Below are 25103 nucleotides of genomic sequence, written 5' to 3'. Positions count from 1 at the left end.
AGCGGGAGTCTCGGCCACGCGAACGGCCCGCGCAAGCCATCGGTGCGTCCGTTCGGCCCACTCGGTAGGCTCCTGGCTCACCTCGGGGGAGATCGTGGACGACAGCAGCAGCACCGACGTGCCGGAGTCGCCGGACCGGCCGGACATCACCGGCCGGCTGCCGCGGTTCCGGCTGGTCCGGCGGCTGTCGCAGACGAACATGAGCGAGGTCTTCCACGCGCTCGACCTCCGGCACGGCCGCCCGGTGGCGCTCAAGGTCGTCGGCCGGGAGTTCCTGGCCGCGCCCGGCGCGCGGGCCCGGTTCGAGCGGGAGACGCGCATCGCGCTGGGGCTCGACCACCAGAACATCGTGCCCGCCTACGACGCGGGCCACTCCGAGGACGGCGAGCTCAGCTACCTCGCCATGCGCTTCGTCGAGGGCACCGACCTCGGCAAGGTGCTCGACCACCGGCGGCTGCCGTTCGAGCGGACCGTGGAGATCGGCCGCGCGGTCGCCGCCGCGCTCGACGCGGCGCACGCCCAGGGCCTGGTGCACCGCGACGTCAAGCCGGGCAACATCCTGCTGGAGACCGACACCGACCGCGTCTACCTGTGCGACTTCGGCATCGCCCGCACCCTCGACCCCGCGCTGACCCGGGTCACGGCCACGGGCGGGTTCATCGGCACGAGGTACTACGCGGCGCCCGAACAGGAGGACGGCCGCGAAGTCGGACCGGCCGCCGACGTCTACGCGCTCGCCTGCGTGCTCTACCACTGCCTGGCCGGGCACCCGCCCGGCGCGCACTCGGACTTCACGCACCCTGGCCTGCCGGCCCTGCGGCGGGCGCTCGACCAGGATCCGGCCGCGCGGCCGGCGACCTGCCGGGAACTCGTCGACGACCTCGTCCGCACCACCCACGAGGCGGAGCGGGCCGCGCGGCGTAAACGACGCCTGCGCCTGGTGGGCCTGCCTGCCGCCGCGCTGCTGGTGGTCGCGTTGCTCGTGACCTGGTTCGCCACTCAGGGGCCGACCGACGCGGACAGCCCGGCTCTGGCCGGTGTCCCGGCAGCGCTGCGCGCGGACTGCGGAACGGCCGACCGTCCGATCGCCGGGGCCACGTCGTCGGTCACCTGCCGGGACCCGGCCGGCCAGACCGCGACGACGGGCACGTTCGCGGACTCGAAGCAGGCCGACAGCGCGTACGCGGCAGCGGTCGCCGACTCCGGCGTGGCCCCGCGCCAAGGCGACTGCACCGCCGCGACGGGTGGCGAACACCGTTACCCCGCAACGGGTCCAGCCCTCGGCCGTGCGCTCTGCTACACCCGCGGCGGAACGTCCACTGTGGTCTGGACCGACGACGCGGCCCACTCGGTCAGCCGCGCGGAGGCCCCCGACGACGCCGCCTTGCGGAAGGCGTGGACCGCCTGGACCGGGAACCCCGCCTTCCCGACCCGGGACGAGAGCGCGCTCACCGACGTCGCCGCGGGCACCGGCTGCGCCCGCGCGGCCGCCGCGGACCTCGACGCCTACCCCGGCGCCGTCGCCGGCATCACCTGCACCCCGGCGGGCACCGGCGCCCGGCGCGTCTCCTACTACCGCTTCGCCTCGCTGCCCACCCTGCGAACGGCCTTCACCGGACTGGTCACCGCGGCCAAGGCACCGAGCGGCAGCCCGTGCCCGGGCACGCCGTTCCTCGGCACGACGCGGTTCGACTGGCTCAGCGTCGACCTCGGCCAGGTGCTCTGCCACCCCGGCCCGGAGGGCACCGTCGCGATGGACTGGAGCCTGGAGGCGTTCTCGATGATCGGGCACGTCACGGCCACCTCGCCGGACGCCGCCGGCGGCTGGTGGACGCAGTGGCACCTCGCGCCGCTGAGCCGGATCGTCGACGCGGTCAACACGAGCGCCGCGCCCGCCTTCCCGGCCCCGGCCGAGCGGACGCTGCTCGGCCACGTGCCGGCGCAGTCACGGCTGAACTGCGTGCGCCCGTCGCCGGACCAGAAGTGGCAGGACCTGGGCGCGGTGACCGCCGTCGCGGCCGTCGCCTGTGGACGGACGAGCGGCGCCGGGCTGGTCGTCTACTACCAGCTGCCCGACGCCGCCACCCTGGGCCAGGTGTTCAACAGCACCGGCGATTCCCAGGACCCGTGCACCAGCCTGCCCAAGGACTTCTCGGGCGACCGGCCGTACTCCCGAGACGGCCGGACCGGCCGGCTCGCCTGCGGCACCTACGACAACGGCGGCGAGCGGTATCTCAAGTGGACGGACGACCAGTCCGGCATCGAGGCGGTCGCCCACCGCGGCAACGAGCCGTTTGTCATGATCGACTGGTGGACCCACGACGCGGGGCCGGTGTGAGCGGCTCAGCCGTCCACGGTGCCGCCGACCGACGCGTTGCCGCTCACGTGGGTGTTGCCCGACCCGGCGGACCCGGCGCCCGAGCGGCCGGCCTCCTTGCCGTCGAACACCGCGAACATGTCGATCCCGCCCGTGCGGACGCCGGAGTAGTCGATCTCCAGCGTCCACTGGTGCGGCTTGCCGTCGGCGGCCACGGTCAGCGACTCGCGCCACGGCAGGTCCACCGCGCCGGTCTGCTTCTCGACGCCGTCGAGGGAGTACTTGATCGTGGTGATGTCGCCGCTGCCGGTCGCGTTCAGCACCAGCGTGTGCGGCTCGCGGTCCGGCACCTTCGGCGACGTCGGCGGTGCGGACGAAGACGGCTTCGGCAGCGGGGCGGAGGAGCTCGGGGACGCGGGGGCCGGGGTGCTGCCGCAGGCGGCGAGCGCCCCCGGCAGCACGGCGAAGGCGGCGGAAACCGCGAGAACCCGCCTGGTACGAAGAAGCATGCGCGACACGGTATCGGCCCGGCACGGGACCGGTCCCCGATTCGAGAGGACCCGAGTTGACCATCTTCCGTGTGGAAGGCCCCACCCCCGCGAAGCCGCCGTGGACGAACCCCGGCGCCGTCGTCGTCCGCGGCCTCACCGGCACGGCCGGGCTGCTGCCCGAGGAGTTCGCCCGGCTGCCGTTCGGCCGGAGCCCCGGCCCGGACGGCGTGGTGGCGGGTGAGGACGACCAGCGGGTCAGCCGTGAGCACGGCGCGCTGGTCCACCGGCAGGGCTGGTGGTGGCTGAGCAACAGCGGGCACACGCCGATCGAGTTCTCCCCCACGCGCCAGCTGCACGCCGACGACGACCCGGTGCCGCTGCCGCCGGGCTACACGACGCTGCTGGTGGTCGGCTCGGGCGGGCGCAAGCACCCGCTCGAGGTGCACGTGAACACCCCCGAGCACCACCGGCCGCTGCCGGTGGCGGGCCCGACGCTGACCGGGCACGTCTGGGACCTCGACGCGGAAGAGCGGCTGGTGCTGGCCGTGCTGGGCCAGCAGTACCTGCGCCGGGAGGCGCACCCGCAGCCCATGGGACGCGCCCACGTCACGGAGCTGGTCGCCGAGCTGCGCAAGCTCGACGCGCTCGAGCCGTGGGACGTCAAGCAGGTCGACCGCGTGATCGCCCGGGTCCGGGACCGCCTGTCCGCCCGGGGCGTGCGGGGGCTCAAGCGCAGCGAGGTGCCCGAGCCGATCGGCAACTCGCTCAACAGCAACCTGCTGACCGAGCTGACCCGCACCACGAACACCCTGACCCGCGCCGACCTGGCCCCGCTCGACCGGCTGGACTGAGCCGGGCCGGGCTCAGCGGTCCTTGGCGAAGACGCGCACGGCCGCCGCCGTCGCGATGCCGACGACCGCCAGCACGATGCCGACCAGGAGCAGCCCGGCGGCGTTCAGCGCGATGGCCGCCATGGCGAACAGCGCGAACTCCAGCATGAAACGCGTCGGCTCGGGCGAGCGCCACTTCGCCCGCGGCGCGATGACCAGGGTCCAGATCACCGCCGCGAACGCCGGCCACAGCACCGCGCCCACGATGTCGAGCAGCACGCCGCCGCCGAGGCGCGCACCCGCCACGGCGAGCCCCGCGAGCAACGCCAGCTCCGTCAGGAACCGGACGGCGAGCACGAAGCCCGCGAAGCCGCGCACAACGGGAGTCGAGGTGGTCATGCCCCGCAGCGTAGCGGCCGGGCGGGGCCCGCGATGCAGGACCGTCGACCTTGCCGCCGGGCGGCCACCATCGGGCGCGCCACCCTGACCGGGCGCGGGCGACGCGACCGGCACCGTCCACAGTGGTCCCGCTTCGCGGTGGGGCGCGGGCCACTACGATGCAGGCGGAGCCGACAGGAGTGTGACCCGAATGCCCGACGACGCCAGCCCCGCCGAAGGCGGCTCGCTCACCGAGCGGATCACCGGGCGGCTCGCCCGGATGTCACGGGCCGAGCGGCTGGTCGCCGAGTACCTGCGCGGCCACTCCCGTGAGGCCATCTTCGCGACCGCGGAGCAGATCGGCGCGGCCACCGGCACCAGCGACGCGACCGTGGTCCGGACCGCGAAGACGCTCGGCTACGGCGGGCTCGCCGAGCTGCGCCAGCACCTGGCCCAGCAGGTGGTGACCGACTCCAGCCCGTCGATCCAGCTCCGCACCAGCGTGGCCGGCGAACAGGGCACGCCGCCCTCGGTGCTCGCCCGCGTGTTCACCGAGGCGACCGAGCGGCTGGCCGAGACCTGGCGGCAGGTGCCGGAGGCGGAGTTCGACCGCGCGGTCGACCTGCTCGACGGCGCGCGCGAGGTGCTCGGCTTCGGCATCGGCCCGTCGAGCTACCTGGCGAACTACCTGGCGCTGCGGCTCAACCGGATGGGCCGGCGCGCCCGGTCCAGCGGCGCGACCGGCTTCCGGCTCGCCGACGACCTGCTCGGCCTGGCCGAGGGTGACGTCGTGGTGCTCTACCTGCCGCGGCGGCTGCTCGGCGACATCGAGGTGCTGCTGGACCACGCCCGCGCGGTCGGCGCGCGCACCGTGCTGGTGTCCGACTCGCTGGGCCCGCTCTTCGGCGACCGGGTGGACGTGACCCTGACGGCCACCCACTCCCCCAGCAACTTCACCGGCGAGATGCTCAGCGCCGAGGTGCTGACCGACGCCCTCCTGCTGGGCCTCGCCTCCCGCGACGAGGACCGCGCCACGGGCGCCTCCGAGCTGCTCACCACGTTGCGCTCCCGGCTGATCCAGGGCGACAGCCGCGACTACGTGCCGCGCCGCAAGCCGGGCGGCGCCAAGCGGTCCTGACCGTCCACACCGGATCAGCACGGCGTCCGGCCCGGCCCCCCTTGTTCCGCCCCAATGTGGCGTTCGGTGCGCTCAGCGCACCCAATGTGGCGTTCGGTGCGTCCAACGCACCCAACGCCGCATTGGGGCGCATGGCCCGGCGCCGCCCGGGCCGCCAGTCCGAGGGTCCACCCGAGCCGTTCTGTGTCCGTTTTGTACGAGATAACAGAGCACCCGAGCCGTTTTGTACGGCGCGTGTACCGGCTCCGGCCAGGCTGTCCCCACACCCACTGGGGACGATGGAGGAACCGAAGATGAGAATCGCGAAACGCTCGCTGGGGATACTGGCCTTCGCCGCGGCGGTCGCGCTGAGCGGGATGGCGCCGGCCATGGCGGCCGCCTCGAACGGCACCGTGCACACCGACTCCGGCGCGCCGCTGACCGTGCGCTCCGCCCCGGGCACCGGCGCGAGCTCCGTCGGCACCATCGCCGACGGCACCGCCATCGTGATCGACTGCCAGACCACCGGCGACAGCGTGACCGGCAAGTACGGCACCAGCACCGTCTGGGACCACGTGCCGGCCAGCAACGGCTACATCACCGACACCTACGTCTACACCGGCTCCGACGGCCGCATCGCCCCGGACTGCACCAACGTGCCGACGCCGCCGGCGAACACCTGCTCCACCACCGGCCTCGGCGACGGGAAGACCTGCGCGCAGGCCGTCGCGTACGCCAAGACCCGCGTGCACACCAACAACATCGACTCCTACAACGGCTGGTGCGACCGCATCAACGCGCAGAACTACGGCTTCTCGGCGAGCGGCTCCACCACCGCGTACGTGCACTGGACGCAGATCCCGGCGCAGTACAAGCACGCGGGCGACCAGAACGTGCCGGCGGGCGGCCTGGCGTTCTTCTCCAACGGCGGCTCGGGCCACACGATGATCTCGATCGGCGGCGGCCAGTTCCTGTCGAACGACATCAACGGCGCGGGCAGCTACACCCAGACCACCATCGCGCAGATCAAGAGCAAGTGGGGCCAGACCTACCTCGGCTGGTCGCAGCCGTGGTTCAAGGTGAACCACTGATCCGAGTAACAGGCGTCCGAAGGCCCCGTCCGGGAGCAACACCGGGCGGGGCCTTCGCCGTCCCCCGGGCCTCTCGACCGTGCTGTCAACCCCTTGGGCCCAATCGTTTTCCGCGGTTTTCCCGGTCCCGGAGGCCGTGTCATGGTCGACAGCACGACTTCACCGGCGAAAGGGAACCCCGCGATGAATCTGGACACCGCCTCCTCGGCCCTGCTCGCGGACATCGTGCGCCGGAACCCGGCCGAGGACGAGTTCCACCAGGCCGTGTCCGAGGTGCTCGAAGCCATCCAGCCCGCGCTGCGCCGCGACCCCGGGCTGCGCGACGCCGCGCTGCTGGAGCGGCTCTGCGAGCCCGAGCGGCAGATCATGTTCCGGGTGGTCTGGACCGATGACGAAGGCCGGGCGCACGTCAACCGCGGCTTCCGCGTCGGCTTCAGCTCCGCGCTCGGCCCGTACAAGGGCGGCCTGCGGTTCCACCGCAGCGTCAGCCTCGGCACGGTCAAGTTCCTGGCCTTCGAGCAGGTGTTCAAGAACGCGCTCACCGGCCTCGGCATCGGCGCCGGCAAGGGCGGCTCGGACTTCGACCCGGCCGGGCGCTCCGACGCCGAGGTGATGCGGTTCTGCCAGGCGTTCATGACCGAGCTGCACCGCCACATCGGCCCGCAGACCGACGTGCCCGCGGGCGACATCGGCGTCGGCGGGCGTGAGGTCGGCTACCTGTTCGGCCAGTACAAACGCCTCACCAACCGGTTCGACGCGGGCACCATCACCGGCAAGGACCCGCTCGTCGGCGGCAGCCTCGCGCGGCCCGAGGCGACCGGCTACGGCACGGTCTACTTCCTCGACGCCGCCCTCACCACGCGCGGCGAGCGCCTGGACGGCCGGACCGCCGTGGTCTCCGGCTCGGGCAACGTCGCCTTCCACGCCATGGCGAAGCTGCGCGAACTCGGCGCCACCACCGTCGCCTGCTCCGACTCCGGCGGCTTCCTGCACGACCCCGCGGGCATCGACCTCGACGTGCTGCACGAGGTCAAGAACGTCCGGCGGGAACGGCTTCAGGCTTACCTCGGGCACGTGCCGTCCGCGCGCTTCTTCCCCGGCGAAACGCCGTGGGAGGTGCCTTGCGACGTCGCGGTGCCGTCGGCGACGCAGAACGAGCTGGACGAGCCGGCCGCGATCGCGCTGGTGAAGAACGGCTTGCTCGGCGTGGCCGAAGGCGCCAACATGCCGTGCACGCCCGCGGCCGTCCAGGTGTTCCGCGAGGCCGGCGTCGTGTTCGCGCCCGGCAAGGCGGCGAACGCGGGCGGCGTGGCCACCTCCGCGCTGGAAATGCAGCAGAACGCCGCGCGCGAGCGCTGGACGTTCGAGCAGACCGACCGGCGGCTCAAGGAGACCATGACCGCGATCCACACCCGCTGCCTCACCACCGCCGAAGAGCACGGCGCGCCGGGCGACTACGTGACCGGCGCGAACATCGCCGGGTTCCGTACCGTGGCGGGAGCGATGTCCACTCTCGGCCTGATCTGATTCCCGGGCGCCGCGGCGTCCTGCGGACCACTCCGTACCACTGGACCAGGCGCAGTCCGGCAAACCGGGCCGGTCCGGCCGGCGCCGCGGGTGCCGGCGAATCGTTCACCCAGTACACCCCTGCTGCGCGAGCTGGTGGCCAGCAGGGGTTTTTCGTGTCCGCTCAGGCTTTCGCGCGGTAAGCCGGTAACCACGCGTACACGCAGAGTCAAACCGCCCGCCGCGTTTACAACGTCTTGGCAACCGGCTTGACACCAGCTGTGGTCCGGACCACGCTGCTCGACATTGGTCTACACCATTTGTCACCCACCGGCCTGGGGGCCGGGCACCGAAAGGACGAGACAAGTGAAGCGCTGGCTCAAGCTGGTGGCGGGCGCCGCCGCCATCACCCTCGCGACAGCCGGTTGTGCCGGCTCTGGCGGCGGTGACAACGCCTCGGGCTCGGGGACCGGCACGCTGACGGTCTGGCTGATGACCGGCTCCGCGCCGGACAGCCTGTCGGGGGCACTGAACAAGGAATTCGAGGCCGCGCACGCCGGGGTCAAGGTCGACTACCAGATCCAGCAGTGGAACGGGATCCAGCAGAAGCTCACCACCGCGCTGGCCGGCGACAACCCGCCCGACGTGATCGAGGTCGGCAACACGCAGACGCCGGCGTTCGCCTCGCAGGGTGTGCTGGAGGACCTGACCTCCTCGGTCAACGACCTGAACGGCGCGCAGTGGCTCGCCGGCCTCAAGGCCTCGGGCGAGTACGACGGCAAGACCTACGGCGTGCCGTTCTACGCCGCCAACCGGGAGGTGCTCTACCGCAAGGACATGTTCGAGCAGGCCGGCATCACCGCCACGCCGGCCTCGAACGCGGAGTGGCTCGACGCCATCACCAAGCTCAAGGCGAAGTTCGGCAGCGACCCGCAGTTCCAGCCGCTCTACCTGCCGGGCCAGTACTGGTACTCGCTGCTGTCGTTCATCTGGGACAACGGCGGTGACATCGCGAAGGCCGACGGCAAGTCCTTCAAGTCCACGCTCGACAGCGCCGGCTCGAAGGCGGGCCTGGAGTTCTACAAGCAGCTCGTGGACGCCTCCGGCACCACCGCGCCGAAGGACAACGACGAGGCCACCCCGCAGCAGGCGGGCATCTACGGCGGCGGCAAGGTCGCGATGTTCATCGGCACCCCGGGCGAGGTGGCCACCGCCGCCAAGACCGACCCGACCATCACCGACAAGACCGGCGCGTTCGCGATCCCTGGCAAGACCGCGGGCCAGCCGGCCCCGGTGTTCCTCGGCGGCTCGAACCTCGTCGTCCCGGTCAACAGCAAGAACAAGGACCTGGCGAAGGAGTACCTGAAGCTGCTCTCGGGCGACAAGTACATGACCCAGATGGCCGCGGCCGGCTACGTGCCGGGCACGTCGTCGGACGTCAGCGCGCTGTCCAAGGACCCGCTGGGCGCAGTCATGGCCACGGCCTCGAAGAACGGCCGCGCGGTGCCCACCAGCCCCAAGTGGGGTGAGGTCGAGTCCGGCCAGAACCCGCTGAAGGACATGCTGACCGCGTACCTGACCGGCAAGAAGACCGTCGACCAGGCCACGGCCGACGCGAACGCCGCGCTCGACAAGATCATCGGCGGATGACGGCGACCAAGGAGATGCCGACGCCGGCGGGGGCCACCCCGCCGGCGTCGGCGCGCGTCAGTCCCCCGAAACCGCGGCGCCGGGGCGGGCTCGGTGAGCGGCTGACGCCCTACCTCCTGATCCTGCCCGCCCTCGTCGCCGTGCTGGTGCTGCTCGGCTGGCCCACGATCCAGATGCTCCTGATCAGCCTGCGCCGGCTCGACCTGCGCGAGCTGGTGACCGGGAAGATGGTCTGGATCGGGCTCGCGAACTACACGGACACCCTGTCGGACCCGGAGTTCTGGTCGGTCACGATCCGGACCGTCCTGTTCACCGCGGCGCTGGTCGCGGCGACGCTGCTGGTGGCGCTGCTCATCGCGGTGCTGATGCGCCACCTCAACCCGGTGGTCCGCATCTGCGTGCAGGTTTCGCTGGTGCTCGCCTGGGCGGTGCCGGTGATCGCCACGACGACGGTGTTCCAGTGGATCTTCGACCAGCAGTACGGAATCCTGAACAAGACGCTCGACAAGCTGGGCTTCCACTCGTTCATCGGCTACTCGTGGTTCTCCACCGGCGGCAGCACGCTGGCCGTGATCGGGCTGCTGGTGCTGTGGCAGGCCGTGCCGTTCGTGGCGTTCACGCTCTACGCGGGCCTGATCGGCGTGCCGCGCGAGCAGTACGAGGCGGCCGGCATCGACGGCGCCGGGCCGCTGCAGACGTTCCGCGCGGTCAGCTGGCCGGCGATCCGGCCGATCCTGACCATGGTGACGTTCCTGTCGGTGCTGTGGGACTTCAACATGTTCGGCCAGGTCTGGGCGATCCGCCAGGGCGGGCCGGACGGGCAGAGCACCACGCTCGCCATCCTGCAGTACCTCAAGGGCATCGCCGGCAGCCACTTCGGCAGTGCCGCGGCGATCGCGACCATCATGCTGGTGCTCCTGCTGGCGGTCACCGCCCGCTACGTCCAGCTGCTGGTCCGGACGAAGGACGGGGAGATCGCGTGAAGAAGTCCCTGACCCAGCGGGTCGCCCTCTCGGTCGTCGGTATCCTCGTCGCGCTGGTGTTCTTCTTCCCGACGTACTGGATGTTCACCACGTCGCTGAAGACGCCCGGTGACGTGCTTTCGCCGAAGTACGACCTGATCCCGACTTCGGCGACGCTGTCGAACTTCGCGTCGGCGCTGACCAAGCCGGGGTTCGTCACCTACCTGGGCAACAGCCTGATCGTCACCCTCGGCGCGGTGATCGCCGCGCTGGTGGTGGGCGTGCTCGCGGCGATCCCGCTGGCGCGGTTCCGCTTCCGCGGGCGCAAGGGCTTCCTGCTGCTGATCCTGATGGCGCAGCTGGCCCCGCTCTCGGCGCTGTTCATCCCGATGTACCTGCTGATGCGCGACATCGGGCTGCTCAACACCCTGCCCTCGCTGCTGCTGGTGTACTTCGCCACGTCGCTGCCGTTCACGGTCTGGATGCTCTACGGCTTCGTCAACGGCATCCCGTACGACCTCGAAGAAGCCGCGATGATCGACGGCTGCAGCCGGACCGGCGCGTTCCGCCGGGTCACGCTGCCGCTGCTGGGCCCCGGCCTGGTGACGACGTCGGTGTTCAGCTTCATCACCGCGTGGAACGAGTTCCTGTTCGCCCTGGTGTTCATGCGGGACCAGTCCAAGCAGACGCTGCCGGTGTGGCTCTCGTCGTTCCGCACCGCGTTCTCCGTGGACTGGGGCGGGGTGATGGCGGCTTCGGTGATCTACGCGATCCCGGCGCTGGTGTTCTTCCTGATCGTGCAACGCAAACTGGTCTCCGGCATGACCGCCGGCGCGGTGAAGGGATAGGTCTTGTCCGATCCTCGAACGCTGGATCCTCGGAGGCTGGCCGAAGCCGTCCTGCTGCCCGGTTTCGCGGGCACCACCGCGCCGGACTGGCTGCGGCGGCGCCTGGGCGAGGGTCTGGGCGGCGTGATCCTGTTCGGCCGCAACGTGGTCGACGACGAGCAGGTGGCGGCGCTGACCGCGGCCCTGCGCGCCGAGCGCGACGACGTCGTGGTCGGGATCGACGAGGAAGGCGGTGACGTCACGCGGCTCGACGTCGCCACCGGGTCGTTCGTGCCCGGGCCGCTCGCCCTCGGCGCGGCCGGCGACCCGGAGCTGACCACGGCCGTCGCCGCGGCGCTCGGCGAGCGGCTGGCCGCGTGCGGCGTCACGGTGAACCTGGCGCCGTGCGCGGACCTGACCCTGGCGGCGGAGGACCCGATCATCGGGGTCCGGGCGTTCGGGTCGGACCCGGCCAAGGCGTCGCCGCACGTGGCGGCTTACGTGACCGGGCTGCAGAAGTACGGCGTCGCGGCGTGCGCGAAGCACTTCCCGGGGCACGGCGCGGCGACGGAGGACTCGCACGTGGCGCTGCCCGTGCTCCCCCGGACCCCGGCGGAGCTGCGGGAGATCGAGCTGGTCCCGTTCGCCGCGGCGATCCGGGCCGGGGTGCGCGCGATCATGTCCGGCCACCTGGTGGTGCGGGCGTGGGGCGACGAGCCGGCGACGCTCAACCGCACCGCGCTGACCGACGTGCTGCGCGGCGAGCTGGGCTTCACCGGCGCGGTGATCACCGACGCGCTCGAGATGGGCGCGGTCTCCGGCGCGTACGGCCGGCACGACGGCCTGGGCCAGGCGGCTGTGCGGTCGCTCGCCGCGGGCGCCGACGCCCTGTGCATCGGCGGCGCGGCCTTCGACGCCGACACGCTCGACCGCATCACGGCGACCATCGTGGCCGCGGTCGAGGACGGCACGCTGTCCCTGGAACGGCTCGCCGACGCGGCCGCCCGGACCGCTTCACTGGGCACGTCGCCGTCCCCGGCGTCGATCCGCCCGGTGGACCACACCCTGGGCCTGGAGGCGGCGCGCGCCGCCCTGCGAATCCAGGGCGAGCCGCGGCTGTCCGGGGTGCCGCTGGTGGTCGACGTCCGCACGGACCCGACCATCGCGGCCGGGCCGATGCCGTGGGGGCTCGGCCCGCACCTGACCGAGCTGGCACCGGGAACGCGAGCGCTGACCGCGGGCCCGGACGACGCCGGGCTGGTGCGCTCGGCCGCCCGCGAAGCCGGAAGCGTGGTCGTGGTGACCCGCGAGGCGCACCGTCACCCGGCGGTGCTGGCACTGCTCGCGGAACTGTCCGATGTGGACTACATCCGCGTCGAGACCGGCGCCCCCGGCCCGGATTTCGGGACCGGTGACCGGATCGACACGTTCAGCGGCTCGTACGTCAGCCTGCGCGCGGCCGCGGAGTACCTCGTCTGACCCCCCGAAGTCCGTCAAGGCCTCCTTACCCGCGTCCTACGCGGGTAAGGAGGCCTTGACGGCTTTCAGCCCTGCCGCGGGTCGACCAGGATCTTGGGACCAGCCAGCGCGCCGGGCGGGCGTTCGCCCGCGAGTACCGCGGCCACCCCGTCCAAGCCGACCGTCGCTGCCACCAGCGGGCGCGGGTCGACGTCGCCGCGGGCGTACGCGTCGATCGCGTCGGGCAATCCCGGGGACGCGCTGAGGATCCCGATCGCCGTCACGTCCTTGAACACCAGTGACCGGGCGTCCATCAGGCTCGGGGTCCCGGCCAGCCCGATGCAGACCAGCCGCCCGGACGGCTCGACCAGTTCCAGTGCCCGCGCCGGGGACGCCGGGTCGTTGGTGGCGTCGACCACCGCGTCGAACGGCGGTTCCGGCAGCTCCGTCGTGGCCGGGAAACCCAGTGAGCGCGCGAACTCCAGCGACCACGGCGTGGTCCCGACCAGGTGGACCGCGGCACCGGCCGCGCGCGCGAACAGCGCCGTGAGCAGCCCGATCGTGCCCGGACCGAGGACCAGGACCCGCTCGCCGGCGGCGGCCCGCGCGGCACGGATCGCGTTGCCGCCCGGCTCGACCAGTGCGCCGAGCTGCGGGTCGACGGTGGGCGGCAGCTCGTGCAGCGAGGTCACCGGCACCGCGACGCGTTCGGCCAGCGCCCCGGCGCGGCCGCCGCGGATGCCGACCTCCTCGCGGTCCGCGCAGGTGTACTGGTGCCTGCCGCGGCAGCGACGGCACCGCCCGCAGCCGAGCATCGTGTCACCGACGGCGCGCCGGCCGAGCCAGCCCGGGTGCACCCCCTCGCCGGCGCGCACGACCGTGCCGCACCACTCGTGGCCGAGCCGCATCGGGTAGCGCGCGTGGCCCTCGGCGAGGTACTCCATCTCGCCGGTGAAGAACTCGACGTCCGTGCCGCACACCCCGGCCCGCTCGACCTCGACCACCACCTCGCCGACGCCGGGCTCCGGCTCGGCGACGTCGGCCACCTCGGCCTTCCCCGGCCCGTGCACGACAAACGCCTTCACTCCGACCGCCCTCGACACCGAGACATGCCCCGATGCTAGTGCTGTGACGCAAGGACTCGTGAGTGTTTATGACGGTTAGAACCGTCATAAACACTCACGAGTCCGGGAAGTCCGCGGCCCGGCTGACGTCCGCCCACTCCGCCGCCTCAGCGGCGCGCTCGGCCGAGGACTTCGCGGCCAGCTCGACCGCCGTGGCCCCCAGCAGGAGCCGCAGCGGCGGCTCGGGGTGGGCGACGACGTCGAGGATGATCTTCGCCGCCCGCGCCGGATCGCCGGGCCAGGTCGCGGCGCCCGCGCGGCCGCGGTTCATCGCGCCGACGGTCTCCTCGTAGTCCGGGCCGACGGGCGCGATTGTCATCGACGAGCCCGCCCAGTCCGTGCGGAACGGGCCCGGCTCGACGATCACCACCTTGACCCCAAACGGTTTCACCTCGTTGTTCAGCACCTCGGAGAAGCCTTCGACAGCGAACTTCGCGGTCTGGTACGCGCCCATCCCGGGCGAGCCGCCGACGCGTCCGCCGATCGAGGAGAACTGCACGATGTGGCCCGAGCGCTGCTGGCGCAGCACGGGCAGCGCTGCCTTGGTGACGTTGACGACGCCGTACAGGTTCGCGTCGATCTGCGCGCGGAAGTCCTCGTCGGACATCTCTTCGATGGGCGCGGAATTGGCGTAACCGGCGTTGTTCACCACGACGTCGAGCGAGCCGAACTCCGTCACCGCGGTACGGACGGCCGCCCGCGCCGCCTCCGCGTCGGTGACGTCGAGGGCGACCGCGCGCACGCTGCCGCCGTACTTGCGGACGAGGTCGCCGAGCTGCTCGGGCCGCCGCGCGGTGGCGACCAGGTGGTCGCCGCTTTCGAGGACCGCCTGCGCCAGCTCGCGGCCGAAGCCGCGGGAACTGCCGGTGATGAGCCACGTCTTGGGCATGGATGCCTTCCCTGGTGGAGGTTTCCTTCACCCTCCATCAGACACCCGGTGCACCCGATCGTCAACCAACTGGTTGGTTACTTAACCCACTCGTACGGCCTCGGTCGAACGCGCCGGCACGTTCGCAGCCCGGACGGCGGCAGTGACCCACGTGGCCCGCTCGGCGAGCCCGTCCACGCCTGCCACCACGGCCCGCAGCGCGACCGCCGCTTCACCGGGCACCGCACCGAGCCGGGTCTCGATCGCCACCCGCGCGGTCATCGCCGACGACCGCGCGATCTCCGCCACGGCCGCGACATCCGGCGACACCTCACCGGGCCGTACGGCACTCGACGGCACTGCGCTCGATGGCCCTGCGCTCGACGGCCCTGCGCTCGACGGCCCGGCACTGGACAGCCCGGTACTCGACGGCACTCCACCCGACAGCCCGGACCCCGGCAGCAGCCGCTCGGCCAGTGCCACCGCCTCGGCGGCCGCGGCGATCACGTCGGCGGCGGGCAGGCAAGCGGCGAGCGCCGCCGCACCCGCACCGCTCGCGGCCGGGGCACCGCCCGCAACCGCGGCCGAGGGATCCCCACCGGCTGCCCGGCCCCTGAGCGGGGCGGCAGCCTCACCGGCCGCGAGCGCCCCGGCAGCCCCACCCGTCACCGGGCCCGCGAACGGGGCGAACCGGCCGACGGCGTGGGCGTCCTTCTCCGCCAAGCGAAGGGCGTGCATCCGCAACAGTTCGGCCTCGGCACACAGCTCGCGGTCGGCACCGGCCACCCGGGCGAGCAAGGCCGCGGCCTGCGCCACGCCCACTGCCGCCACCGCACCGCCGCTCGGGGCGGGCCCCGGGACCGCCAGGTTCTTCAGGAAGTCGCTCATGATCAGGTCACGCACGCCCATCACTCCTCTCAGTACCGGGTCGAAAACCGGGTCAGCGCCGGATCCGCGCCATGCCGGGGTCGACGAGCGGCTCGGCCGCCACCGTCGCCGCGACCCGGCGGCCGAAGTACTCGATCTCGACCCCGTCACCGATGCCGACGGTGGCCGGGAGCCACGCGTAGGCGATCGGCCGCCCGATCGTGTAGCCGTACGCCGCGCTGGTCACGTATCCGGCCGGCACACCGCCGCAGAACACCGGCTCTTTGCCGAGCACCACGGTCCGGCCGTCGTCCACGGTCAGGCAGCGCAACCGCCGCGTCGCCGTTTCTTCACTGCGCCCGTCGATCGCTTCCCGGCCGGCAAAAGCACCCTTCGCGGGCCGGACCGCGAAACCGACCCCGGCCTCGTACGGGTCGTGTTCCGTGGTCATGTCCGTGCCCCACAGCCGGTAGCCCTTCTCCAGCCGGAGGCTGTTGAACGCCGCCCGCCCGGCCGCGATCACGCCCAGCCCGCGCCCGGCGGCCCACAGCGCGTCCCACAGCCGTTGCCCGTTGTCGGCCTCGGTGTAGATCTCCCAGCCGAGTTCGCCCACATAGGACAGTCGCATGGCGGTCACCGGGACGCCGGCGATCCGGGCCTTCCGCGCGCGGAAGTACTTCAGCCCGGTGTGCGAGAAGTCCTCTCGCGACAGTGGCTGCACCAGATCCCGCGCGAGCGGCCCCCAGACGCCGATGCAACAGGTCGCGCCCGTGATGTCCCGGACGCGGACGTCCGCGGGCAGCAGCGAGCGGAAGTACGCGACGTCGATGTTCCCGTTGATGCCCACCTGGAACACGTCCGGCTCCAGCCGCGCCACGGTGACGTCGCTGCGCACGCCGCCCGCCTCGTCGAGCATGAGGGTGTACGTGACCGAGCCGACGGACTTGTCGAGCTGGTTCGTCGTGAGCCGCTGCAGGAAATCCAGCGCCCCGGGCCCGCTGACCTCGACCCGTTTGAGCGGGGTCATGTCGTACAGCGCGACGCCGTTGCGCGTGTGCCACGCCTCGGCCGCCGCGATCGGCGAGTGGAACTGCGCGGCCCAGCTGTCCCGGGCGGGCGGCAGGTAGTCGTGCGGGAGCTGCTTCAACAGCGGCGCGTTGGCCTCGAACCAGTGCGGCCGCTCCCAGCCGGCGGCCTCCAGGAACACCGCGCCCAGCTCACGCTGCCGGGCGTGGAACGGGCTCACCCGAAGGTTCCGCGGCGAGAGCTTCGGCTGCAGCGGGTGCAGCACGTCGTAGATCTCCACGAAGTTCTGCTGCGAGGTCTCGCTCACGTACTCCGGCGCCAGCTGCACGTCCTCGAACCGGTGGAGGTCCAGCTCGTGCAGGTCGGTCTCGGACCGGCCGTGCACCAGCTGCTCGGCGACGGCCTTGGCGATGCCCGCCGAATGCGTCACCCAGATCGCCTCGGCGACCCAGAAGCCGCGGACCTCCGTGGACTCCCCCACCAGCGACTGGCCGTCCGGGGTGAAGGAGAAGATCCCGTTGAAGCCCTCCTCGACCTTCGCCTGCCGCAGGGCCGGCAGCAGCAGCCGGCCCTCCTCCCACGACGGCGCGAAGTCCTCTTCGGTGAACGGGAGCATCGACGGCATCGACGATTCGGTCACCTCGGCCGAGGCGGCGAGCGGCTCGACCGGCATCGGCCGGTGCGCGTACGAGCCGATGCCGATCCGGTCGACGTGCTCACGGAAGTACAGGTCCTGGTCCTGGTGGCGCAGGATCGGCAGGCTCGCCTCGCCCGCCTCGGTGTTGCGGCCGATCAGCTCCGCGATCTGCCCGGTCTTCGCGTACTGGTGCGCGAGCGGCAGCAGCGGCACGTCCAGCCCGACCATGGCGCCGATCTCCCGGCCCCAGAACCCGGCGCACGACACGACGACGTCCGCCGCGAACTCGCCCTGGTCCGTCTCGACCCCGGTGACGCGCCCGCCCGACTGCCGGACGCCGGTCACCCGCGTCGAGCCGACGAACCGCGCGCCCCGCGACTCCGCCCGCCGCGCCAGCGCGACCACCGCGCGTGACGCCTTGGCCAACCCGTCGGTCGGTACATACAGCGCGCCGAGGACCGATGAACCGTCGAGCAGCGGCCATCGCTCGACGCATTCGGCGGCGTCGATCAGCCGCGCCTCGACACCCCACGACGTCGCCCAGCCCTGTTTGCGCTTGAGGTCGTGCCACCGCGCCGGGGTGCTCGCCACCTCCATCCCGCCGACCTGGTTGAAGCACGGGAGCCCGTCCACTTCGAGCGAGCGGAGCTTCTCGACGGTGTAGCTCGCGAACTCCGTCATCGCCTTCGACGCGTTCGTCTGGAACACCAGGCCGGGCGCGTGGGAGGTCGAGCCGCCAGTGAGCGGGAGCGGCCCCTGGTCGAGCACGGTGACGTCGGTCCAGCCGCGGGCGGTCAGCTCGTCGGCGAGGTTGGCGCCCACGATGCCGGCGCCGATGATCACGACACGGGTCATGAGAACTCCTTGGTGGGTCAGCGGAAGACGACGGTGCTGTTGCCGTTGAGCAGGACGCGGCGCTCGCAGTGCCAGCGCACGGCGCGCGAAAGCGCGAGCGCCTCGGCGTCGCGGCCGACGGTGACCAGCGCGCGCGGCGAGTGCGTGTGGTCGACGCGCTGCACTTCCTGCTCGATGATCGGGCCCTCGTCCAGCGCCGGGGTGACGTAGTGGGCGGTGGCGCCGACGTACTTGACGCCGCGGTCGTAGGCCTGGTGGTAGGGCTTGGCGCCCTTGAAGCCGGGCAGGAACGAGTGGTGGATGTTGATCGCGCGGCCCTGCAGCTTCGCGCACAGCTCGTCGGAGAGGACCTGCATGTAGCGGGCCAGCACCACGAGGTCGATCGAGTGCTCGCCGACCAGGTCCAGCAGCCGTTGCTCCGCCTCGGCCTTCGTGGCGGGCGTGACCGGCACGTGCGCGAACGGCACGCCGGCCGCCTCCGCCATCGGGCGCAGGTCCTCGTGGTTCGACACCACCAGCGCGATCTCCGCGCCGAGGCTGCCCGCGCGCCAGCGGAACAGCAGGTCGTTGAGGCAGTGCCCGAACTTCGAGACCATCACCAGCACCCGGTCCGGCTCGGCGCCGGAGAACTGGAACTCCATGCCGAACTCGCCGGCCACCGGTGCGAAGGCGCGGGTCAGGTCGTCCACAGTGGACTCACTGCAGCTGAACGCGGTGCGCAGGAACAGCGAGCCGCGGACGTCGTCGTCGAACTGCTGGTGCTCCACGATGTCGCAGCCGCGGCCGACGAGGAACGTCGTGACGGCGTGCACGATGCCCGAGCGTTCCGGGCAGCGGAGGGTCAAGGTGAAGTGCTGGGTCATGTCTGCTCCCGGTATTCGAGTGCGGCGTCGGCCAGCCACGCGGCGAAGTAGGCCGCGAACGACTGCCGGACCAGGACCGTGTACTCGTCGTCCCCGCGGACCAGGAGGATGACGCCGGTCCGCGCGAGCAGGGTCTGCACGCAGGTGCCAGGCGGCGCCGCCTTCGGGTGCAGGTCGATCGAGCAGCCGTGGGCCAGCACGTCGCGCACCGCCGGACCGGAGAGAGCCACGGTGGTGCGCTGCGCCGAAACGTCGGTCACCGCGCCCACCCCGATCGCCGCCCGCACGGCGGGTTCCAGCCCGGCCACGCCGGGAGCGGCGAGCACGAGGTACTCGTCCGGGCCCAGCCACAGCACGTCGACGGCCCCGAAGTCCCCCGTTCCAGAGGCGAAAGTGCAGGGCGCCAACGGCAGCGGGACGCCGAGCACGGCGCCCACCGCCTCGTGGCCCTCACGCACTCGCAGCGTTAGCTGAGTCAGGAACGGTCGCTCCTCGGCGCCGAGTACCGCGGGAAGCGCCGCATCCCCGAGTGGCGCGCGGCGCAGGATTTCAGCCGTCACGGCGGGTTCCTTCCTGGTCGAAGAGCACGGAACCGGTCACCGTCACCGGCACGACCTGATCGCCGACGGGCACGTACAGCGTCTCGCCGACGCGCTCGTGCCCGGAGCGCACCAGGGCCAGCGCGAAGGTCCGATCCAGCGCCGCGCTGCGGTAGCTGGACGTCACGTGGCCGAGCATCCGCACCGGCGGATTGGGCACGTGAGGGGTCTCGATCAACTGCGCGCCCTCGGGCAGCCGCACCGCGGGGTCCACGGGCAGCAGGCCGACGAGCTGCTTGCGGTCGGGCCGGTTGTTCTCCGCCCGCGCGAACGAGCGCTTGCCGAGGAAGTCGGCCTTCTTCTTCGACACCGCCCAGGACATGCCGAGGTCCTGCGGGGTGACCGTGGCGTCGGTCTCCTGCCCGATGATCGGGTAGCCCTTCTCGGCGCGCAGCACGTGCATGGTCTCGGTGCCGTACGGCGTGATGCCGTACTCGGCGCCGGCGTCCATCAGCGACTCCCACAGCGCGGTTCCGTACCAGGACGGCACATTCACCTCGTAGGCCAGCTCGCCGGAGAAGCTGATCCGGCAGACCCGCGCGGGGATCCCGGCCACCTCGGCGTCGTGCCAGGTCATGAAGCCGAACGCCTCGTTGCTCACGTCGAGGCCGGGGGCGAGCGCGCCGAGCACGTCCCGCGAGCGCGGCCCGACGAGCGGGATCGTCGCCCAGTGCTCGGTCACCGACGTCGCGAACACCCGCAGGTGCGGCCACTCGGTCTGCAGCCACTCCTCCATCCACTCCAGCACCATCGCCGCGTTGCCGGTGGTCGTGGTGACCAGGAACCGGTCCTCGGCGACGCGGATGACGGTGCCGTCGTCGAGCACCATCCCGTCCAGCCCGCACATCACGCCGTAGCGGATCCGGCCGACCTTCAGCGTGCTCATCATGTTCGTGTAGAGCAGGTCCAGGAAGGCGGCGGCGTCCGGGCCCTGCACGTCGATCTTGCCGAGCGTGGAGCCGTCCATCATGGCCACGCCCGTGCGCGCCGCGCGGCATTCCCGCAGCACCGCGGCCGCCAGGTCCTCACCCGGGCGCGGGTAGTACCACGGGCGCTTCCACTGGCCGACATTCTCGAACTCGGCCCCGTGCGCGACGTGCCACGAGTGCAGCGCGGTGACGCGGACGGGGTCGTGCAGGTCACGGTGCCGCCCGGCCAGCGCTGCGAACGCCACCGACGTGTAAGGCGGCCGGTAGGTGGTCGGCCGCTGCTCGGCGAGGTCGAGCCCGAGCGCGTCCGCGGTGATGCCCGCGGCCAGCAGACCGGACGTCTTGCCCTGGTCGTGCGCCGTGCCGATAGTGGTGTAGCGCTTGATGTGCTCCAGCGACCGCAGCCCGGCGCCCGTGGCCCGCAGCACGTCGGACACCGTCGCGTCGCGCTGCAGGTCGACGAAGCGTGTGTCCACTTCGGACTCCGCACTCGGCACCAGCCACAACACGGTGGAGGGCAGCTCCGGCACCCGCGCGTCCGACGTCGGCAGCGGGGACTCCGCCGACGGCGCGAACCCGGCGGCCGTCAGCGCCGCGGCCCCGGCCGCACGGCCCTCCTGCACGCAGCCCGCGAAGTCCGGCGTGCCGGTGGCGGAGCCCGCGACCCGGGCGGACGGCAGCTCACCTTCCGGCACGTACGCGCCCAGCTCGGCGGCGTAACGCAGCTTCCCGCGCACCTGGCTGAACAGGTGCACCGCCGGGTTCCAGCCGCCGGAGACCAGCAGCACGTCACACGCGACCGCTTCGACCGCCGTCTCCCCGGCCCGCGCGACAAGGGCAGCGGAAACCCGGTCCGTCCCTTCGGTGCCGGTGACCACACTGCCGGTGTGGACCTCGATGCCCCGCTCGGCACAGGCGGCGGCCCAGCCCGCCGGGGCGTCCGGCCGGGCGTCCACGATGAGCGCGACCTCCACCCCGGCGTCGGCCAGGTCGACCGCGGCGGCGTACGCGCTGTCGCCGGTGGTAAACACGACCGCGCGACGGCCGGGCAGCACGCCATAGCGGTGCAGATACGTGCGAGCGGCGTCGGCGAGCAGGATGCCGGGCCGGTCGTTGTCCGCGAACACCACCGGTCGCTCGTGGGCGCCGGTCGCGAACACGGTCTGCTTCGCGCGGATCCGCCAGACCCGTTGCCGCGTCGCGTCTTCCGGCGCCGCCGCCCCGAGGTGATCGGTACGGCGCTGCAACGCGAGCACGAACCCGTCGTCGTAGGCCCCGAAGGCGGTCGTTCGCTCCAGCACCAGGACATCCGGCGTGTCACGCAGCTCGGCCGCGACCGTGCGCGCCCATTCGACGGCGGGCTTGAGGCCGATGTACTCGCCGGAGCCCAGCAGCGAGCCCCCCGGCTCCGGCTGGTCGTCCACGAGCACCACCCGCGCCCCGGCCCGCGCCGCCGTCTGCGCCGCGGTCAGACCGGCCGGTCCCGCGCCGACCACGAGAACGTCGCAGTGCACGTGCTTCGCGTCGTAACGGGCGGGGTCGGGCTCGGTGGCCAGACGGCCCTGGCCGGGCAGGCCGCGCGCGACGAGGCCGTCGAACAGCTCCACCACGGTCGCCGTCAGCATCGGCTCGGGGAACGGCTTTTCCAGCTGTACCACCGCGTTCGCGTCCTCGACACCCGCCGCCATGATGCCGCGCGGGCGGCCGTGGCGGATGCTCGTGGCGACCTGGTGGACGCCGTTCGCGAGCAGCGCCGAGGCGAGCGTGTCGCCGGGGTGGCCGGTGAGCTCCCGGCCGTCGAAGGTGAAGTGCAGGGTCGTGCCACGGTCGACGTGGCCGCCCGCGGGGAGTCGGAAGTCGTTCACGGGGTCACCGGCCGGGGCTCGTCGAGGCGGTAGACCGCCAGCAGATCGTGGGTGCGGGTGTCGCGGACGGCGTTGAACCAGCGGCGGCAGCCCGCGCTGTGGCTCCACCGCTCGGCCAGCGGCCCGCTCGGGTTGGCGCGGAAGAACACGAACTTCGCCCACTCGGCGTCCGACAGCGCCGACGGGTCGGCGGGGTAGGCGACGTGGGCCTGGCCGCCGTAGTGGAACTCGGCCTCTTCACGCGGCCCGCACCACGGGCAGGGGATGAGTTGCATCAAGGCTCCTAATGCGCGACGGCGGCGGCGCCGTGCTCGTCGACGAGGGCGCCGGTGGTGAACCGGTCGAGGGTGAACGGCTCGGCGTACGGGTGCGGCTTGCCCTTCGCGATGGTGTGCGCGAAGCAGTCGCCGACGCCGGGGGTGGCCTTGAAGCCGCCGGTGCCCCAGCCGCAGTTGAGGAACAGGTTCTCCACCGGCGTCAGCCCGACGATCGGCGACGCGTCCGGCGTGACGTCGACGATGCCGGCCCAGGTGCGCAGCAGGTGCGCCCGCGCGAACACCGGGAACAGCTCCAGCGCCGCCGACATCTGCTCCTCGATGATGTGGAACGAGCCGCGCTGGCCGTAACCGGAGTAGCTGTCGATCCCCGCGCCCATCACCAGCTCGCCCTTGTGCGCCTGGGAAACGTAGACGTGCACGGCGTTCGACATCACCACGGTCGGGTGCACGGGCTCCAGCAGCTCGGACACCAGCGCCTGCAACGGGTGCGACACCAGCGGCAGGTCGATCCCGGCCATCTTCCCCAGCACCGACGAGTGCCCGGCGGCGCACAGCGCGACCTTGCCCGCGGCGATCCGGCCGCGGCTGGTCTCCACCGCCGTCACCCGCCCGTCCCGCTGCTCGATCCCGGTGACCTCGCAGTTCTGGATCAGGTCGACGCCCATCGCGGCGGCCGCGCGGGCGAAACCCCACGCGACGTAGTCGTGCTTGGCGATGCCCGCCCGCGGCTGGAAGGTCGCGCCGAGCACCGGGTAGCGGACGTCGGGCGAGGTGTTCACGATCGGGCAGATCTCCTTGACCCGCGCGGTGTCCACCCACTCGGCGTCGATGCCGTTGAGCTTGTTGGCCTCGACGCGGCGCACGCTGTCGCGCACGTCCTGCAGGCTGTGCGCGAGGTTGAGCACCCCGCGCTGGCTGAACAGGATCGGGTAGCCAAGGTCTTCTTCGAGGCCCTCCCACAGCCTGAGCGAGTGCTCGTAGATGCCGGAGCTCTCGTCCAACAGGTAGTTGGAGCGGATGATCGTGGTGTTGCGGGCCATGTTGCCGCCCGCGAGCCAGCCCTTCTCCAGCACGGCGACGTTCGTGATGCCGTGCACCTTCGCCAGGTAGTACGCGGTCGCCAGGCCGTGCCCGCCACCGCCGACCACCACCACGTCGTAGGCGCGCTTCGGGTCCGGGTTGTCCCAGAGGAAGTCCGGGTGCTCCGGCAGGTCGGCGCCGGGGGTGCGGGTCATCGGGCGGCTCCCAGGTGCGGGTACAGCGGGAAACGGTCGGTCAGCGCGGCGACACGGCCCCGCAGCTTCTCGGCGACGGCTTGGTCGAAGCCCGGTAGCAACGCCGTGGCGATGATGTCGGCGACCTCGCGGAACTCGTCGTCGCCGAAGCCGCGGGTGGCCAGCGCCGGGGTGCCGATCCGGATGCCGGAGGTGACCATCGGCGGGCGCGGGTCGAACGGGACGGCGTTGCGGTTGACCGTGATGCCGACCTCGTGCAGCCGGTCCTCGCCCTGCTTGCCGTCCAGTTCGGACGCGCGCAGGTCGGCGAGCACGAGGTGGACGTCGGTGCCGCCGGTCAGCACGGAGACGCCCGCCGCGGTGGTGTCCTCGGCCAGCAGCCGCTCGGCCAGGATCTTCGCGCCGCGCAGCGTGCGCTGCTGGCGCTCGGCGAACGCGGGCTCGGCGGCCATCTTGAACGCCACCGCCTTGGCCGCGATCACGTGCTCCAGCGGGCCGCCCTGCTGGCCGGGGAACACCGCGGAGTTGACCTTCTTGGCCAGCGCCGGGTCGTTCGTCAGGATCACGCCGCCGCGCGGGCCGCCGAGGGTCTTGTGCGTGGTGGTCGTCGTGACGTGCGCGTGCGGCACCGGCGAGGGGTGCAGCCCGGCCGCGACCAGGCCGGCGAAGTGGGCCATGTCGACCAGCAGGTACGCGCCGACCTCGTCGGCGATCTCGCGGAACCGCGCGAAGTCCAGCTGACGGGGGTAGGCCGACCAGCCGGCGATGACCAGCTTCGGCCGGTGCTCCCGCGCGAGCCGCGCGACCTCGTCCATCTCCACCCGGAAGTCCTTTTCGGACACTTCGTAGGCGGCGACGTCGTAGAGCAGGCCGGAGAAGTTGATCCGCATGCCGTGCGTGAGGTGCCCGCCGTGGGCGAGCGAGAGGCCGAGGATCTTGTCGCCGGGCTTGATCAGCGCGGCCATGGCTGCGGCGTTGGCCTGCGCGCCCGAATGCGGCTGCACATTGGCGAACTGCGCGCCGAAGAGCGCCTTCACCCGATCCAGCGCCAGCGTCTCCAGCACGTCGACGTGCTCGCAGCCGCCGTAGTAACGACGGCCGGGATAGCCCTCGGCGTACTTGTTGGTGAGCACCGAGCCCTGGGCCTCGCACACCGCCGTGGGCGCGAAGTTCTCACTGGCGATCATCTCGAGTGTCGAGCGCTGGCGGTCCAGCTCGGCGCCGATCGCGGCGGCCACGGCCGGGTCGGAGTCCTGCAGGGAGCGCTCGAGCCCGGCGCCCGCTCCCTCGATCGTCGCGGTCATTCCTGCCTGCTTTCCTTGGCTTCCCC

Annotated in this window: 21 protein-coding genes; 9 read left to right on the top strand and 12 right to left on the bottom strand. The window is 72.3% G+C overall.

Annotation, left to right across the window (positions count from 1 at the left end; genetic code table 11):
* Positions 1-94 precede the first annotated feature (94 nt).
* Positions 95-2338 (top strand): serine/threonine-protein kinase, encoded by a 2244-nt coding sequence (locus tag OG943_RS11290; protein WP_328609677.1) that lies wholly within the window; start codon positions 95-97, stop codon positions 2336-2338.
* A gap of 5 nt (positions 2339-2343) precedes the next feature.
* Here the strand turns inward: OG943_RS11290 and OG943_RS11285 are convergent, their stop codons facing one another.
* On the bottom strand, positions 2344-2826 hold the full coding sequence (locus tag OG943_RS11285; RefSeq protein ID WP_328609676.1) for a hypothetical protein: 483 nt from the start codon (positions 2824-2826) through the stop codon (positions 2344-2346).
* A 56-nt stretch (positions 2827-2882) separates the two neighbouring features.
* On the opposite strand from OG943_RS11285, the gene OG943_RS11280 reads away from it, so the two are divergent.
* Complete coding sequence (locus OG943_RS11280) at positions 2883-3659, top strand: FHA domain-containing protein (RefSeq protein WP_328609675.1); 777 nt, start codon at positions 2883-2885, stop codon at positions 3657-3659.
* A 12-nt stretch (positions 3660-3671) separates the two neighbouring features.
* Here the strand turns inward: OG943_RS11280 and OG943_RS11275 are convergent, their stop codons facing one another.
* Entirely contained in the window at positions 3672-4037 is a 366-nt protein-coding gene (locus OG943_RS11275) for a YrdB family protein (protein WP_328609674.1), read from the bottom strand.
* A 190-nt stretch (positions 4038-4227) separates the two neighbouring features.
* Here OG943_RS11275 and OG943_RS11270 point away from each other — a divergent pair, with 190 nt between their 5' ends.
* The 7 genes from OG943_RS11270 (at position 4228) to OG943_RS11240 (ending at position 12648) form a co-directional block, all read left to right on the top strand.
* Positions 4228-5154 carry a MurR/RpiR family transcriptional regulator gene (locus tag OG943_RS11270; protein ID WP_328609673.1) on the top strand — a complete coding sequence of 309 codons (927 nt, stop codon included), beginning with the start codon at positions 4228-4230 and terminating at the stop codon, positions 5152-5154.
* A 293-nt stretch (positions 5155-5447) separates the two neighbouring features.
* A complete protein-coding gene (locus OG943_RS11265) occupies positions 5448-6224 on the top strand; it encodes an SH3 domain-containing protein (RefSeq protein WP_328609672.1) in 777 nt (258 codons plus the stop codon).
* A gap of 183 nt (positions 6225-6407) precedes the next feature.
* Positions 6408-7751: an NADP-specific glutamate dehydrogenase gene (gdhA, locus tag OG943_RS11260; RefSeq protein WP_328609671.1), complete on the top strand. Its 1344-nt coding sequence runs from the start codon at positions 6408-6410 to the stop codon at positions 7749-7751.
* A gap of 345 nt (positions 7752-8096) precedes the next feature.
* The gene (locus OG943_RS11255) at positions 8097-9380 is read left to right on the top strand and encodes a sugar ABC transporter substrate-binding protein (RefSeq protein ID WP_328609670.1); all 1284 of its coding nucleotides are present in this window, start codon (positions 8097-8099) and stop codon (positions 9378-9380) included.
* Positions 9377-10363, top strand: a complete 987-nt coding sequence (locus OG943_RS11250; RefSeq protein ID WP_328609669.1) for a carbohydrate ABC transporter permease — start codon at positions 9377-9379, stop codon at positions 10361-10363. The genes OG943_RS11255 and OG943_RS11250 overlap by 4 nt, the downstream gene beginning before the upstream one ends.
* Positions 10360-11190: a carbohydrate ABC transporter permease gene (locus OG943_RS11245; protein WP_328609668.1), complete on the top strand. Its 831-nt coding sequence runs from the start codon at positions 10360-10362 to the stop codon at positions 11188-11190. Before OG943_RS11250 ends, OG943_RS11245 begins: the two co-directional genes overlap by 4 nt.
* 3 nt (positions 11191-11193) lie before the next feature.
* Positions 11194-12648, top strand: a complete 1455-nt coding sequence (locus OG943_RS11240) for a glycoside hydrolase family 3 protein (protein WP_328609667.1) — start codon at positions 11194-11196, stop codon at positions 12646-12648.
* A 65-nt stretch (positions 12649-12713) separates the two neighbouring features.
* Here OG943_RS11240 and OG943_RS11235 read toward each other — a convergent pair whose 3' ends face one another.
* The 10 genes from OG943_RS11235 to glyA all read right to left on the bottom strand — a co-directional run bounded on the left by OG943_RS11235 (position 12714) and on the right by glyA (position 25077).
* The gene (locus OG943_RS11235) at positions 12714-13730 is read right to left on the bottom strand and encodes an alcohol dehydrogenase catalytic domain-containing protein (RefSeq protein ID WP_328609666.1); all 1017 of its coding nucleotides are present in this window, start codon (positions 13728-13730) and stop codon (positions 12714-12716) included.
* Between the two features lie 76 nt (positions 13731-13806).
* Entirely contained in the window at positions 13807-14640 is an 834-nt protein-coding gene (locus tag OG943_RS11230) for an oxidoreductase (protein WP_328609665.1), read from the bottom strand.
* Between the two features lie 81 nt (positions 14641-14721).
* Complete coding sequence (locus OG943_RS11225; RefSeq protein ID WP_328609664.1) at positions 14722-15522, bottom strand: hypothetical protein; 801 nt, start codon at positions 15520-15522, stop codon at positions 14722-14724.
* A gap of 37 nt (positions 15523-15559) precedes the next feature.
* Positions 15560-18004, bottom strand: a complete 2445-nt coding sequence (locus OG943_RS11220) for a GcvT family protein (protein ID WP_328609663.1) — start codon at positions 18002-18004, stop codon at positions 15560-15562.
* Positions 18005-18021: 17 nt separating this feature from the next.
* On the bottom strand, positions 18022-18867 hold the full coding sequence (gene purU / locus OG943_RS11215) for a formyltetrahydrofolate deformylase (RefSeq protein ID WP_328609662.1): 846 nt from the start codon (positions 18865-18867) through the stop codon (positions 18022-18024).
* A complete protein-coding gene (locus OG943_RS11210; protein ID WP_328609661.1) occupies positions 18864-19427 on the bottom strand; it encodes a sarcosine oxidase subunit gamma in 564 nt (187 codons plus the stop codon). Before OG943_RS11210 ends, purU begins: the two co-directional genes overlap by 4 nt.
* Positions 19417-22260: a 2Fe-2S iron-sulfur cluster-binding protein gene (locus OG943_RS11205; RefSeq protein ID WP_328609660.1), complete on the bottom strand. Its 2844-nt coding sequence runs from the start codon at positions 22258-22260 to the stop codon at positions 19417-19419. Before OG943_RS11205 ends, OG943_RS11210 begins: the two co-directional genes overlap by 11 nt.
* Positions 22257-22535 carry a sarcosine oxidase subunit delta gene (locus OG943_RS11200; protein WP_328609659.1) on the bottom strand — a complete coding sequence of 93 codons (279 nt, stop codon included), beginning with the start codon at positions 22533-22535 and terminating at the stop codon, positions 22257-22259. The genes OG943_RS11205 and OG943_RS11200 overlap by 4 nt, the downstream gene beginning before the upstream one ends.
* Positions 22536-22543: 8 nt before the next feature.
* On the bottom strand, positions 22544-23773 hold the full coding sequence (locus OG943_RS11195; protein ID WP_328609658.1) for a sarcosine oxidase subunit beta family protein: 1230 nt from the start codon (positions 23771-23773) through the stop codon (positions 22544-22546).
* On the bottom strand, positions 23770-25077 hold the full coding sequence (glyA, locus tag OG943_RS11190) for a serine hydroxymethyltransferase (protein WP_328609657.1): 1308 nt from the start codon (positions 25075-25077) through the stop codon (positions 23770-23772). Before glyA ends, OG943_RS11195 begins: the two co-directional genes overlap by 4 nt.
* Between the last annotated feature and the right edge of the window lie 26 nt (positions 25078-25103).

Source organism: Amycolatopsis sp. NBC_00345 (assembly GCF_036116635.1).
In the GTDB taxonomy this organism is placed as follows: Bacteria; Actinomycetota; Actinomycetes; order Mycobacteriales; family Pseudonocardiaceae; genus Amycolatopsis.
The sequence above is the reverse complement of the archived record's forward strand: the minus strand, read 5'-3'. Positions and strand labels throughout refer to the sequence as shown.